Genomic DNA, 14,128 nt, shown 5'->3' with positions numbered 1-14,128 from the left:
CTCGTCTGGGCCGCTATCTTTAAAAACAGACCACACAACTACCCCGCAAGGACAAGTCAAGAAGCTCATGGCCAAAGCAATTTGGAACGGAACCGTGATTGCTGAGAGCGATCGCACCGAAGTCGTGGAAGGAAACCACTATTTCCCGCCCGACACGATTAAGGCGGACTATTTCCAACCCAGCAACACCCACACCACCTGTGGCTGGAAAGGTGTGGCCAGCTACTACACAATCGCCGTGGATGGCCAAACCAACCCCGATGCCGCCTGGTACTATCCCGAACCCAAGGATGCTGCCAAGAAAATCGCCGGTTATGTGGCCTTCTGGCGCGGCGTGAAGGTGGAAGCGTAATGATCTGGGGGCGATCGCGCGATCGCCCCCACCGCGAAACGGTCGATCGCGTGCATAATCCACAAATAAATCAACGCCCGCGCCGGATATGTCCCCCGAAATTGCCGCCACGATCGAAATTTTGTCCGCCGACGAGTTGCGCCGCACCGTCAACCGGCTTGCGTCCGAAGTGGTTGAGCGATCGGGCGACCTCTCCAAAGTCGTCCTCGTGGGCATCTACACCCGGGGCGTACCCCTGGCCAAACTGCTGGCCCGCCAAATTGAAATGCTCGAAGGCGTAACCGTTCCCGTCGGCGCGCTTGACATCACCTTCTATCGCGACGACCTCGACAAAATCGGCCCCCGCACCCCCGAACGCAGCGATATTCCCGTCGATCTCACGGGCAAAATCACCGTTTTGGTGGATGACGTAATCTTCACTGGCCGCACCATTCGCGGAGCCTTAAACGCCACCTTGGATTACGGCCGGCCCGAGTCGATTCGGTTGCTGTCCTTGGTCGATCGGGGTCATCGCCAACTGCCCATTCACCCGGACTACACCGGCAAAGTGTTGCCCACCGCCAAGGACGAAAAGGTGAAGGTCTATCTCCAAGAATTCGACGGCCGCGATGCGGTCGAACTCAGCCGCGCCCCTGTTAGTTAAAAGGCTGCTTATGCCCCAATTCGCGATTATTCCAAGCTGAATGCTTGCTAGAGATTATCAGATATGGTTGCTACAGGAGTCCAAACCAATCTATTTGATTTGTTAGTGGTCAATCACCAGCAAGCCATCACAACAACCTTCAAATTTGTTGATCTGTTTGCAGGGATTGGTGGGTTTCGGATTCCGTTAGAACAATTAGGTGGTTGCTGTGTAGCCTATGCGGAAATTGATCGCGATGCGATCGCCACCTATGAACAAAATTTTTTGAGTAATGCTTCTGATCACGAACCCAATTTGGGTGATGTTTCTGCGGTTGGTCAGCTACCCAACGATCTCGATCTGGTGGTGGGTGGTGTTCCCTGTCAGGCCTGGTCGATCGCAGGCAAAACCTTGGGATTTGATGATCCGCGCGGTCGCCTGTGGTTTGATGTTTGTCGGCTAGTGCGTCAGGCGCAACCCAAAGCATTTTTATTTGAAAACGTCAAAGGACTAACGGAACCTCGCCATCGAAATAGCCTAGATTTTATTGTTCACCAGCTCCACGACAGCGGCTATTACGTCTACTGGACTGTTTTAAGTAGCTATGATTTTGGATTGCCGCAAGATCGCGATCGCCTCTTTTTAGTCGGTCTACGTAATGATCTGGAACGTGCGGGGCAATTTCAGTTTCCTGCCGCCAGCGATCGCCCCCGCAAACTCTATGAAGTTTTAGATGATTTGCCCGCTTGTTCGGAACCCAAATTAAAGTTTTCACCGCGATCGCTCTTTGGCGATAAGATTCCCGCATCCCGTGGGCGATTCCAGAAAATTGACGAACTCAATGATTTTTTCCTGTTCAGTGATGTGCGCGATGGCCACAGCACCATTCACTCTTGGGATTTGATTCCAACGAGCGATCGGGAAAAATTCATCTGCATGACCCTGCTGAGAAATCGTCGTAAAAAGAAATATGGCCCCAAGGATGGTAATCCCCTTTCCTTAGAAGATTTTCAGGGTTTGATTCCAGATTTAGATCAGACTGAAATTACGGTATTGGTACAGAAAGAAATTCTGCGAGAAGTCACAGCCGATCGCTTTGACTTTGAAAACTCCAAAATCTCAACTGGCATTCAGGGGGTATCACGAATTTTCTTGCCTACCGCTGAAGCGATCGGGACGCTAACAGCCAGCGGAACCCGTGACTTTGTGGCAACAGCGGCCCTCAGCGGCTGTGAACCGAATACCTATAAGCAACAATTTTTGGAAGAGATTTATTACCCCGGCCAGTTTCGATCGCTCACGGCTCAGGACTACGCGAAGCTACAGGGATTCCCAGAAAACTTTATTCTGCATCCCAATAGCAGCATCGCCAAGAAACAATTTGGCAATGCGGTTTCTGTGCCGGTAATCGCTGCGATCGCGCAATCCATCTTGCAATGTCTCTGATCTTGCTTTTTGCGCTGACCGAAAACTAGCAACACTGGAATGATTATGGAAAATTCGCTACTCAAAGCTGCGATTCAACAGGAAATCCAACAAATGATGGATCGTGTTTTGGATAATGCGATCGTCAAAAACCCATTCATTGTTGAAGAACATCGATCCGCAAAACCACTCTACGCTGCTCTTGTGCCAGATGAAATCTTTAAAGGATCACACTTTGAGCGACGATTTGTTACACCATTTGGCAAGGTTTGGGAACGACTGGCTCTAATTGTTGCACAGCAGGCTTTTGGGAACGTCAGTTTACAGCAATCTATTCAAGGTCTCATTCCCAAAGGGCGATTAGCTAGGATTTCTGAAACCTTGAATGCTTTAGATCATAAGCATCCTGCTAAAGTGCGCCAAAAGCCAAATTGGCAGCAAGAGCTTAACTATATTCTGAAAGGAAAAGGGGAATTAATTCCAGTTTCAGTGACCTGTGATTTCTGGGCTAGATCCAAGGATGGTAGTGAAATTATGGCTGCCGAGCTGAAAGCTCCCTTGCCCAATAGTGATCAAACTAAAGTTAGTAAAGAAAAGCTATTTAAGCTCTATGCGATGGAACCCTGCCCAGTCACTCGTGCCTATTTCGCACTGCCCTATAATCCCTATGGTCAAAAACAAAATTATGCCTGGTCATTTCCACAACGGTGGTTTGACATGCAAAATGATCCCATTGTTTTAATTGGTGATGAATTTTGGAATTTATTAGGTGGTGCAGGAACTTACCAAGCACTAATTGAAGCAGTTAACGAGGTGGGCAGTGAATATAAAGCTAAAATCTATCGAGAATTTTTAGATATTGATGCTTCTGAGTCTCTAACAAATTTTCAACTATAAATTTCAAAATTCATCAATTGATAAATATTGATGAATTGAATTGCTCTTTGGAAAAGGATAATCGTGGTTTTGAGAATGGCTGCTACTTAGGCTATAGGACGCTGATTAATGCTTACTCTATAGATTTGCGCGTGAGTCGATTTTGTTGAATTTTGTTGATCGAATTTCACCATTTTGCTTTTTAGGGTTGGTTTTTAACTGGGATGGATTCTAGGAACTGCTTGACAATGCAAGGTATCATTTTTGACTTTTTGAGAGAATTAAAAATAAAATAAAGATGTGACCCTTGGTTAAGAGAATCACGTGCTATGCTCGTTTTACGTCAAATTTAGAGGAAAAGCAATAGCTATCATGGCTTAGTCACAAATCGCTGTCAGAGTATCTAAAAGCATTTCTAGCTTGGTTAAGACAGTAAACTGTGGCGGCTTGTGTTGATCTTGCACAACTTTCCGGTGAGGTCAATTGATCGACAGCCTATCGTGGTGGTCTGGGATCGCCTGGGTTTTTGGTCGGGGTACTTTAGCTGTTAGGAGATGCTGTTTGCGACTGTGATCCCGATCGCTCCCTTAGGCTGAGAACAAATCGATAGAACCAGTGGGGAGATGGTCTGGCGCAGGCTTGGCCAGGCCCGAGCCAATACTTGCGCTGAATAATGGGCTTTTGCTGTGTTTTGGGGGAGTTTCAAGGCTAATTGAGGACAGGTTTAGCTGCTTTGGCCTACGTTAGTCTGATTTGCTTGGTTTTTCTCGCTCAAAAGCAAGTTCTGTCATGTCCATTCCGTTTCCTATGCTGACGGTTTCTGAACTGAGGGCGGCTATTATCCGCCAACCATTGGTGGTTGATGCGGCAGCAACGGTCTGGGATGTGGTTTCCCTGATGAGTGGGCTGCCGGCGGCCCAGGCGGATTCACAGAAGGCGGCGATCGGGTCTCGCCCCAGTTGCGTGCTGGTGAGGGTGGACGATCGGGTGGTGGGCATTTTGACGGAGCGAGATTTGGTGCGCTTGAGTGCGCAGCAGTGCCCGCTCGATCGCCCGGTGACCGCCGTGATGACGCGGGAACTGGTGACGCTGCGGGAGAGTGAGTTTACGGATTTGTTTTCCACCATTCATCTGTTGACGAAACATCGAATTCGGCACTTGCCGGTGGTGGATGAGGCTGATCGCCTGTTGGGGCTAATTACCCAGGAAAGTTTGCGCCAGTTGGCCCGCCCGATCGACCTGTTGCGGTTGCGCCAAGTCCAGGAAGTGATGAGCCGATCGGTCGTGGTGGCCAGCTCTCACGCCTCTCTGTTGGAATTGGCGCAATTAATGAGTGAGAACCAGGTGAGTTGCGTGGTGTTGGTGGATCCGGCCCAAGCAGCGATCGGGGCGATCGATGATTCAGCGGCGAAATCAGAGAGCGATCTTGAGAACGATCTTAAGGGTGATCTTGAGGGCGATCTTGCCGCTGCGCCATCTCTACAGCCGATGGGTGGGCCGCCCGTGGGCCTGGTGACGGAGCGAGACATGGTGCAATTTCAGGCCCTGGGGTTGCCTTTGGAGCAAACCAGTGCCCATTTGGTGATGAGCAGCCCGGTGTTTAGTGTCAGTCCCCACACCAGTCTGTGGGAGGCGCAACAGTTGATGGCCGATCGCTGGATTCGGCGATTGGTGATCACCAATGACCAGGGGCAATTGCTGGGCATCCTCAGCCAAACGCGCCTGCTACAGGCCTTGAATCCGCTGGAAATCTACAACTTGGCGACGGTGCTGGAAACCCAGGTGTCGCAGTTGGAGCAAGAACGATTGGCGCTGCTGGAAAGCCGAGCGCAGGAACTGGAGCGAGAGGTGGCCGAGCGCACCGCCCAACTGCGGCAACAGGCGGAACGGGAAGCGCTGTTGCGGGAGGTGGCCACGCAAATTCACAATGCCCTGGATTTGCACACCATTTTGGAAACGACGGTGCAGCAAGTGCAACGGTTGCTGAACTGTGCGCGGGTGGTTGTTTATCAATTTGAGGACGATTGCAGCGGCGCAACGATCGCGGAGGCTCTGGCGGATCCGAGCGATCGCGATCAATCTCTGTTAGGGCGACGGGTTCAAGATGCCTGTTTGGGGTCGGCTTTTTTGGATCCCTTTCGGCGGGGCCAAGTGCGGGTGCTGGAGGATGTCACCACTGCGCCGTTATCGGACTGCCATCGAGATTTGCTGCTCAGTCTCCAGATGCGGGCCCAATTGATTTTGCCCTTGCTGGTGGGCGATCGCCTGTGGGGGTTGATGGTGGCCAGTGAGCACGATCGCCCGCGACTTTGGCAGGCGGTGGAAATTGACTTGCTGCAAGCCCTGGGGGTGCAGGTGGGCATTGCCCTCAAGCAGGCCACATCCCATGCTGCCTTGGCCTCGGAGTTGGAAGAGCGTCGCCGGGCCGAGGCCGCTTTGCGGGAAGCGGAAGCACACCAACGGGCCCTAGTCAGTGCGCTGCCGGATTTGTTAGTGCGGCTGAATGCTGAAGGGATTTTTCTGGAATTTGTCGCCAACCCTGAGTTCGATCGGGTTGGCGATTTAAGTAGTTGGGTCGGCAAGCATGTGTCGGAATTGCTGCCGCCGGTGGCCGCCCAGAAGCGGATGAAAGCCATTCAGCGGGCCCTGGCCACCAAAACCGTGCAGTTTTATGAGCAAAATCTGTCCACCCATGAGGTGTTGCGGATTGAGGAAGTGCGGGTGGTTCCCTACCGCGATGACGAGGTGTTGGTTTTGGTGCGCAACATCAGCGATCGCAAACAGGTGGAATGGCAACTGCGGGATTTGAATCAGTCTTTGGAACGAAAGGTGGCCAAGCGAACCACCACGCTGCAAATTCGCGAAGCCCAGATTCGGGCGATGGTGGCGGCCATTCCCGATCGCCTGCTGCGGGTGACCCCTCGGGGCCAATGTTTGGACTACAGCACCCTCACCCAGGCGCAACACCCCTGGGGCCGTTCCCGCGCCGAGACGACTGGCAGTCCGTTGGAGGCAGCGGAAACCCCAACCCTCTCCCAGTTGGCCGATTGGGTGGCGGCTGATCAGTTGGAGGCGGTCTTAGAGGCGGTGAACCGGGCGATCGAAACCGGCCAACTGCAAGTCATTGAACAGCGGCGGATCCTGGGCGATCGGGTTCTGGATGAGGAATTGCGGATTGTGGGCAGTGATGCGGATGCGGCCCTGGTGATGGTGCGGGATGTGACGGAGCGCAAGGCCGCCGAAGCCCAACTTCAGGAACGGGAAGCTCGCTATCGTGGCCTGATGGCGGGGGCAAGTGATGCGATCGTGGTGGCCAACCTCCAAGGGAAAATCCTGGAAGTGAATCGCAAGGCGGAGGAACTGTTTGGCTATGACCGCGCCCAACTGATCCAGATGCACCAATCCCAGTTGCACCCGATCGATTGCCAGGAGGAGATGGTGCAAGCCTTCCAAACGGTGATTACGGATGGTTCCTGTCAGCTCACCAATGGCCAAATTCAGCGGGCCGATGGACAAGCGATTCCGGTGGAAATTACCGGCTCGATCGTGCAAGTGGGCCAAACTCAACTGGTGCAAGGCATCTTTCGGGATATTCGCGATCGCAAAAATGCCGAACGCCAATTGGCCGGCCTGTCCCAACGGCTCACCCTTGCCCTGGAATCCGGCGCGATCGGCTGTTGGCAATGGAATATTCGAGCCAACACCCTGGTTTGGGATGAGCGGATGTACAGCCTGTATGGGGTTGCGCCCGTGGAACCTGGCCAAAATCAGCGCTTGCCCTACGACATTTGGGCCAGTTCCGTCCATCCGGACGATCGACCGGCCACCGAACAGTTACTCCATGCCGCCACACGCGGTGAAGCCCGTTACGACACCGAGTTTCGGGTCATGCTTGCCGATGGCACAGTCCGCCACATCAAGGCCTATGGCGAGCTGCTTTGTGATGCCCAAGGCCAGCCCCAAAGCATGATCGGCGTGAACTATGACATCAGCGATCGCAAACAGGCCGAAGCGGCCCTGCGGCAAAGCGAAGAGAAATTCCGCCGTGTATTTGACTCCAACGTGGTGGGAACCATCTTCACCAACTTTGAGGGGCTGATTGTTGATGCCAACGATTGCTTCTTGGAAATGCTGGGCTACGATCGCCTGGACCTGCAAGCCGGGCGCTTAAACTGGGCCGAACTCACACCGTCCGAATATCGAGCGCAAGACATCGCGGCCATTGAACACCTGCGGCAACACGAGGCGATCGCCCCTTGGGAAAAGGCCTACGTGCATCGGAATGGCCATTGGGTGTGGGTGCTGATTGGCGTGGCTATGATTGCGCCCGAAACCGGTAGCTGCGTTTGCGTGGTGGTGGACATCAGCGATCGCAAACGCTCCGAAGAAGCTCTGCGCGAGAGCGAAGAAAAATTCCGCCAATTGGCCGAAGCCGTTGATTCGGTATTTTGGATTTTGGATCTCAATCGCACCAATCGAATCTATGTCAGCCCCGCCTACGAGCGGATTTGGGGCAAACCCAGCGAAGAACTCTACATCACCCCCGACAGTTGGGCCACCAGCATTCACCCCCTGGATCACGATCGGGTCTTAACCGCCCTTCCCAAACAGTTAGCGGGCGAATTTGACGAAGAATATCGGATCCTGCGGCCCGATGGGGAACAGCGTTGGATTCGCGATCGGGCGTTTCCCATTTGCAACACCCAAGGAGAGGTGTATCGCCTTGCCGGCATTGCCGAAGACATTACCCCCCTCAAGCAAGCAGAACTGGAGCGAGAACGGCTGCTTCAGGAATTGACCGCCTTTAAGTTGGCACTCGATGCCTCCGCGATTGTGGTGATTACCGATGCCCAAGGGGTCATGACCTATGTCAACGATCGATTTATCGCGGTTTCCGGCTACAGTCGCGAGGAATTGATTGGGAAAACCCATCGACTGGTGAAGTCTGGCCACCATCCCGCCTCCTTCTTTAAGGACTTGTGGGACACCATTTTGGCGGGGCAAATTTGGCGCGGGGAAATTTGCAACCGCACGAAAGATGGTCGGCTCTATTGGGTGGACAGCACGATCGTGCCGTTTCTCGATCGCGCAGGGAAACCGATTCGGTTTTTAGCCGTTCGTTTTGACATCACCCCGCGCAAACGAGCAGAAATTGACCTCAAAAATAGCAACTTCCTGCTTTCCACCATCAGCCAAGCCCAAACGGAATTTATTACGGCTGCCAATCGACTAACAATCTTTGAAGGCCTTCTGAATGGCTTATTAGAACTGACCGAAAGTGAATATGGCTTCATTGGAGAAGCGCTATTTCGAGGCGATGGCAGTGCCGTGATCGAAGAAGGCTTTCTCAAAATTAAAGGCGTTCCCTTCCTGCAATCCCACAGCGTCACCAACATTGCTTGGGATGCAAATACGCAAAAGTTCTATGAAGATAACTATGAAACGGGAATGCAATTTACCAACATGAACACGCTCTTTGGCGCTGTGATCATGACCGGTAAACCCGTGATTGCCAACAGTCCCAGCACCGACCCCCGCAGTGGCGGCACACCACCCGGCCACCCCCCCTTGCAGGCATTTTTAGGCATTCCATTCTATCAAGGTAATCAATTGGTGGGGATGATTGGAATTGCCAACCGACCCGGCGGTTATGAGTCGAGCATGGTGGGTTATCTAGAGCCATTTTTGGTCACCTGTAGCACCCTGATTGAGGGCTATCGGGTCGATCGCCAGCGCCGCCAAGCCGAAGAACAACTACAGCGCACCAATGATGAATTAATTCGGGCTACTCGCCTGAAAGATGAATTTTTGGCCAACATGAGCCATGAATTACGCACGCCCTTGAATGCCATTTTGGGCATGACCGAAGGGCTACAGGAGCAGGTTTTTGGCCCCATTAATGATAGTCAGCTCAAAGCCTTGGGGACGATCGAACGTACCGGCTCCCATTTGCTCTCCCTGATTAATGACATTTTGGATGTGGCCAAAATTGAATCGGGGCAATTGGAGTTGGATCAAGCACCCACGGCGATTGTGCCCCTTTGCCAGTCCAGTTTGACCTTCATTAAGCAACAGGCCCTGAAGAAACATATTCAGGTAGATACTCAAATTCCCAGTCAGTTGCCCCACGCATTGTTAGATGAACGGCGAATGCGGCAAGTGCTGATTAATTTGCTGAATAATGCCGTGAAGTTCACGCCGGAGAATGGGCATGTGACGCTGTTGGTTTCCCTGGAAAATTACGCCGTTCAAGAATCGCAGTCGTCTCAATCTTGGCTGCGGTTTTCCGTCATTGATACGGGAATTGGGATTGCAGCGGATCAGTTAGATCGGCTGTTTCGTCCCTTTGTGCAAATTGATAGTGCGCTTAATCGCCAATACGAAGGAACGGGTCTGGGGTTGGCTTTGGTGAAGCGAATTGTGGAACTTCACGGTGGTCGGGTGGGGGTCACGAGCAAGGTGGGAAGTGGCAGTTGCTTCACGGTCGATTTGCCCTATCACCCTGGTCGAACGATCGCGGAGGCTGGCGATGATCAATCATCGGCCAATTTGGATTCATCGCTGGTAATTGAATCAACGGATGGGGGCCGATCGCCCTGCATTTTGTTGGCGGAAGACCAAGAGGCCAACATCAACACGATCGTGAGTTATTTAACGGCCAAAGGATATCGGATGATTCTGGCCAGAAATGGTGCAGAGGCGATCGCCCAAGTGCAACAATCACAACCCGATTTGGTGTTGATGGATGTGCAAATGCCGGGAATGGACGGCCTGGAGGCGATGCAATTACTGCGGCAAGATGCGCAATACGCTAACTTGCCGATCGTGGCCCTCACGGCGCTGGCCATGGAGGGCGATCGCGATCGCTGCTTGGCGGCCGGAGCCAATGAATATTTAACGAAACCGGTGCGCCTGCGTCAGTTGGTGACCACGATTCAAAACCTGCTGCCCCAGTTTCCGAGCTAGGTGGCTTCGTCCCGGCCAAGGCTGGCTGCCTAGCGCACCACCGCCTGCTGGCGATCGAGCTGAATCAAGGTTTGGTTACCCCGCATCAACCGATAGGAAGCGGTCCAAGTGCCTGGCATCAGGGGCGATCGCCGAGTGCCTTTGCCCACGTAGGTAATCCACTGCTTGTGATCTTGGTCGATCGGCCGTTGATAGTCCGTGACGATCGAACCATCGGGGGCCAAGAGCTTGAAATGTTCCACATCTCCCTTTTGCACCCCAAAGGCATGAACCCAAAAGGTAAGCGCCTCCGCCTGGCCGGGAATTTGGTTGCTTTGGAACTCGCCGCGCCACAGCTCATCCTCCACCGGTTGCTTGGGGGCAAAGCCGCTGCGAATTAGCCCCGTGGCCACATAGTTGCGCGCCCCGTCATTCCAAACCGTGTTGGTGTTGTTGCCCGTCGCGCAGCCCGCAATCCGATCGCCCCCCAACAGCGGATCCACCTCCTTGCCATCCTTGCGCACCGTCACATGCACATGGGGAAAGGTGGTCATGCCCGATAGACCCACCAGACCCAGGGGATTGCCAGCCTGCACCCGATCGCCAATTTTGACCCGCACGCTGCCCTGTTTCATGTGGCAATACTGGGTTTGCCAGCCGTTGCCATGGTCTAGCATTACGCCGTTGCCGCACTCAATGCCCGCCACGGTCGATCGCGCTTCCGGGGAAGTGAGCCGTCGATCGGGCACACCATCCCGCATGGCCGACACCGTGCCCGCCGCCGTGGCCACCACCGGCACAGCCGTTTGCGGAGTCCAGAAGGGAATTGCAAAATCTGTGCCGTTGTGACCGTCATAGGTCAAGTGCCGACACATGGAATCCCGCTCGCCCGTGCTGGGGTCGTGGTCGGGATAGAGCATCACAAAGCAATCTTTGCCCAGTTGGCAATCGATCGGGCGGCGCAACAGGGCGGTGGCCGTTCTCTGGGCCAAGTGACCATCGATCGAGCGCTCCGGAGCCGGAATGCTGGTGACACCGCCGGCCGGCGCGAGCGTGGACGAGTCGGCCGCTTGGGCCAAAGCGGGGGAATCTGAAGGGGCCGATTGCCCGATCGGGCCCTTCAGACCCACCCAAGTCAACCCCGCGCCGATCAAGATCAAGGAGCCGATCCTTAGGGGCCATGGAAACATGTCACTCACCGTTATTGTTCAGAAAAACCAGAGTCGATCGCCAAAAAGCTGCCCTGCCCTAACCTTCCGAGGATGCTGTGGTCATCAGGAGACTGCTCCGTAGACCCGACAGACCCGACAAAATAGACCCGACCAAGACTGAGATGGCGATTCCCCAGGCTTAGACCCCCCATGGCCCATTTTGGTTGCAACTTTTCGGCCGGTTGCTTGTTCAGTTTGTCCTGCTTCTGCGTTGTGAATCCTAAGCCTTGTGCCAAACGGGCGATCGCGCAAGGTGACCGCCTAACCCCCATCCCAAACCGGTTCGTTTTTGGGTTTGAGACCTCAGGCGGTTCCGTGATCATCCCATCCTATTCAGGATTAGTCATGATTTGTGAGCTTCTAGCAAGTCCCGAAATGCGTCATTCGGGTTTGCAATAATCCCCCGTGGGCACGGCCCGCTCGATTGTGTAGGCCGCACCGGGCACAAGGATAAATTCGCTGGCTCCCACTTCGCTGTTGGGGTTGCCCCAATCGTAGGTGTAGCCCAAGCCGGTGAAGGGTTGCAGATTGGTGCGAATGCTGCGGTAATACAGCCCCTTGAAGAAGGTTTGATAGTTGGCAATGCCCGATCGGGGGGTGATGCCCGCCACCTTCGGCAAGTCCGCCGCCAGGGATTGGGGAAAATCCGCCTGGCACTGGCGATCGCTCACTTCCGGATCCGCACAGGGGCGAAACAAATCCCGCGCATCCACCCACATTTCCACAAACACGTCATAGTTCCAGGCCGGATCCAAGCCCAAATATTGCTGGAGCCGCAGTTTCAGATCCGCTTCGGTAGCGTTGGGATTCTGTTGGCGATATTGCCGACAAAGCTGTTGCACCTGGGGAGCCGCCGTGACCCAAATCAGTTGGTTTTCGTTGCTAGAACTGTTGGTGGCGGGTTTGATGAAGCGATCGAACGAGCTTTGACTCTTCCAGGTCACCATCAACAATCGCTGGCGATCGGGATGCCAAACCAAATTCGGATTATCCGGCGTGAGGGGAATCAGCTCCGAAACCTGCTCGGCGGGTTCTGCCACCGCCGCATCCCGAATTGCCTCGTTGTAGCGCTCCTTGGGGGATGGGTTCGCCTGCACCGCATTGGGGCCGATCGACAACGTGCAAACCAAACCCAGCGCTGCCCCAAGGAGGCGTTGGGAAATTTGAGAGATTGAAACAGTCGAAAACATGGCTGTAAGGGGGTCTTCAACCTTGGTCAATCGCCATCCTAACCAGACTTCTTTGGATTGAGGGCTGGGGGCCAAAGCATTGAATCAATCGTTGAATGCAGAGCAATCGCCCGATCGCCCCAATTTCTGAGGATTTTGCGAATTCTATAGATTTGTTAGTTTGATTAGATTTGTTGCAATTTACCTTGACTCTCGTTCACCAGAATTGACAAAAACCTTAGAACATTCGTGGTAACAAAAGGTTTAACCCCCTTGTTCAAGATTGGGCAGTGAGTAGCTTAGTCATTTGCTTAATCATTCGCTGCCATGAATTTTGGACATTGGGCATGGTTTGGCCCCGCTGTTCTGCGTTTGGAGCGACGTGGCTATTTTTAGGAAATTTGTGGATGACTACGCCTACCTGCCGCCTCAATTTAGAAACTGGCTCCGTTGCTTTTGGTTATGCACCCGCCGCGGCCCGGCAATTACAAACGGAATTGAAGGGGTTGATCGATCGAATCAAGGCTGCCACCCAGGTGACTCCCGGCGATCGCCCCACGCCCCAAGCCAATTTGGACTATCAACATGCGGGAGAGGTGTTTTTAGAGGTGTTTTGTAACCCCAATATTTGGCCATCGCCCTTTGCGGCGAAGGTGCTGTTGACCGTGCGGGATGATCGCATTCGGCTCAGTTTGGAAACGGCGCTCGATCGCCTGATGTCTGACCTGAATGATTACCTAGAGCAGGTTTAAGGTTGGTTGTCATTGCTTAACCCTCATCGTTGTAACAAGGGGCTTAAGCCCCTTGTTACAACGATCTGGCAACGGTGGAATCAAGGTTTCAGGCGATTTGGTGATCGGTCTTAGGGCGCGTTCACCTGTTCGACTGGCTTTTCGACTGGCGGTGGAAAAGGTTGCTGCACAAATTCCATCAGAATGTCCGTGCAGCGGGCGATCGCCTTGAGGTGGGCAATCTCGTAACCGTGGGTGTTTTGGGTGGGGAAGCCCAAGCAGGCGGCCCGGGGCACATGGCCAAATTTCATGGCGATCGAACCATCGCTGCCAAATCCGCTGATCACGGCGTATTGAATGGGTAAGTGCAATCGCTCGGCCGCCGCCTGTAGCGCCCGGTTCAGGTCTTCGTCATACAGCCCATAGGCATCCTGGGACAGCAACACCGGCACGGGCCCCGGGGCGATCGGGTATTCCGGGGCGATCGGGGCAATTTCCAACGCAATCAGGGCCGCCAGCTTCTGTTGTTGCGCAAAGTACATGGCCCCTAAGGCTCCCACCTCTTCCTTGGCGGAAGCAACCAGATATAGATCCATGGCCGGCGGCTCCTCCTGGGCCAATAGCCGTTCTGCCAAATCCAGCAAAATTGCCACGGAAGCTTTGTTATCTAAACGTGAATTCGGGATAAGGGGAGCGAAGGAAAGACGGGGCTGGTTAAGCTGAGGCATTAACCAAAACAACACTCAGCCCAACCCCGCCATGCTCAGTCTAGAAGCTCTGTTCTGCAAAATCGATGA

Annotated in this window: 8 protein-coding genes and 1 pseudogene; 6 read left to right on the top strand and 3 right to left on the bottom strand. The window is 53.7% G+C overall.

From position 1 onward, the window contains the following. The first annotated feature begins 67 nt into the window (after positions 1-67). The 5 genes from VPK24_RS05755 to VPK24_RS05735 all read left to right on the top strand — a co-directional run bounded on the left by VPK24_RS05755 (position 68) and on the right by VPK24_RS05735 (position 10,241). Positions 68-352: a DUF427 domain-containing protein gene (locus VPK24_RS05755; RefSeq protein ID WP_393011224.1), complete on the top strand. Its 285-nt coding sequence runs from the start codon at positions 68-70 to the stop codon at positions 350-352. Positions 353-440: 88 nt separating this feature from the next. Continuing rightward, on the top strand, positions 441-995 hold the full coding sequence (gene pyrR, locus VPK24_RS05750) for a bifunctional pyr operon transcriptional regulator/uracil phosphoribosyltransferase PyrR (RefSeq protein ID WP_393011222.1): 555 nt from the start codon (positions 441-443) through the stop codon (positions 993-995). A 63-nt stretch (positions 996-1,058) separates the two neighbouring features. Beyond that, positions 1,059-2,420 carry a DNA cytosine methyltransferase gene (locus VPK24_RS05745; RefSeq protein ID WP_393011220.1) on the top strand — a complete coding sequence of 454 codons (1,362 nt, stop codon included), beginning with the start codon at positions 1,059-1,061 and terminating at the stop codon, positions 2,418-2,420. A 45-nt stretch (positions 2,421-2,465) separates the two neighbouring features. Further along, positions 2,466-3,296: a TdeIII family type II restriction endonuclease gene (locus VPK24_RS05740; protein ID WP_393011218.1), complete on the top strand. Its 831-nt coding sequence runs from the start codon at positions 2,466-2,468 to the stop codon at positions 3,294-3,296. A 786-nt stretch (positions 3,297-4,082) separates the two neighbouring features. Further along, complete coding sequence (locus tag VPK24_RS05735; RefSeq protein WP_393011216.1) at positions 4,083-10,241, top strand: PAS domain S-box protein; 6,159 nt, start codon at positions 4,083-4,085, stop codon at positions 10,239-10,241. Positions 10,242-10,270: 29 nt separating this feature from the next. Here the strand turns inward: VPK24_RS05735 and VPK24_RS05730 are convergent, their stop codons facing one another. Both VPK24_RS05730 and VPK24_RS05725 read right to left on the bottom strand, forming a co-directional pair. Next, entirely contained in the window at positions 10,271-11,410 is a 1,140-nt protein-coding gene (locus tag VPK24_RS05730) for a M23 family metallopeptidase (protein ID WP_393011377.1), read from the bottom strand. 401 nt (positions 11,411-11,811) lie between these two features. Continuing rightward, entirely contained in the window at positions 11,812-12,621 is an 810-nt protein-coding gene (locus VPK24_RS05725; protein ID WP_393011214.1) for a hypothetical protein, read from the bottom strand. A 386-nt stretch (positions 12,622-13,007) separates the two neighbouring features. Here VPK24_RS05725 and VPK24_RS05720 point away from each other — a divergent pair, with 386 nt between their 5' ends. Next, positions 13,008-13,352 carry a hypothetical protein gene (locus VPK24_RS05720; protein ID WP_099534925.1) on the top strand — a complete coding sequence of 115 codons (345 nt, stop codon included), beginning with the start codon at positions 13,008-13,010 and terminating at the stop codon, positions 13,350-13,352. A gap of 110 nt (positions 13,353-13,462) precedes the next feature. On the opposite strand, the pseudogene VPK24_RS05715 reads toward VPK24_RS05720, so the two are convergent. Then, positions 13,463-14,017: pseudogene (locus VPK24_RS05715) on the bottom strand (M20/M25/M40 family metallo-hydrolase); the annotation flags it as partial. Between the last annotated feature and the right edge of the window lie 111 nt (positions 14,018-14,128).

It is taken from the genome of Limnothrix redekei LRLZ20PSL1 (assembly GCF_043235035.1).
Lineage (GTDB): Bacteria > Cyanobacteriota > Cyanobacteriia > CACIAM-69d > CACIAM-69d > CACIAM-69d.
The sequence above is the reverse complement of the archived record's forward strand: the minus strand, read 5'-3'. Positions and strand labels throughout refer to the sequence as shown.

Coding starts and splice junctions, on each gene's coding strand:
- VPK24_RS05755 (WP_393011224.1), top strand. CDS start 68: ATGGCCAAAGCAATTTGGAACGGAACCGTGATTGCTGAGAGCGATCGC.
- pyrR (WP_393011222.1), top strand. CDS start 441: ATGTCCCCCGAAATTGCCGCCACGATCGAAATTTTGTCCGCCGACGAG.
- VPK24_RS05745 (WP_393011220.1), top strand. CDS start 1,059: ATGGTTGCTACAGGAGTCCAAACCAATCTATTTGATTTGTTAGTGGTC.
- VPK24_RS05740 (WP_393011218.1), top strand. CDS start 2,466: ATGGAAAATTCGCTACTCAAAGCTGCGATTCAACAGGAAATCCAACAA.
- VPK24_RS05735 (WP_393011216.1), top strand. CDS start 4,083: ATGCTGACGGTTTCTGAACTGAGGGCGGCTATTATCCGCCAACCATTG.
- VPK24_RS05730 (WP_393011377.1), bottom strand. CDS start 11,410: ATGTTTCCATGGCCCCTAAGGATCGGCTCCTTGATCTTGATCGGCGCG.
- VPK24_RS05725 (WP_393011214.1), bottom strand. CDS start 12,621: ATGTTTTCGACTGTTTCAATCTCTCAAATTTCCCAACGCCTCCTTGGG.
- VPK24_RS05720 (WP_099534925.1), top strand. CDS start 13,008: ATGACTACGCCTACCTGCCGCCTCAATTTAGAAACTGGCTCCGTTGCT.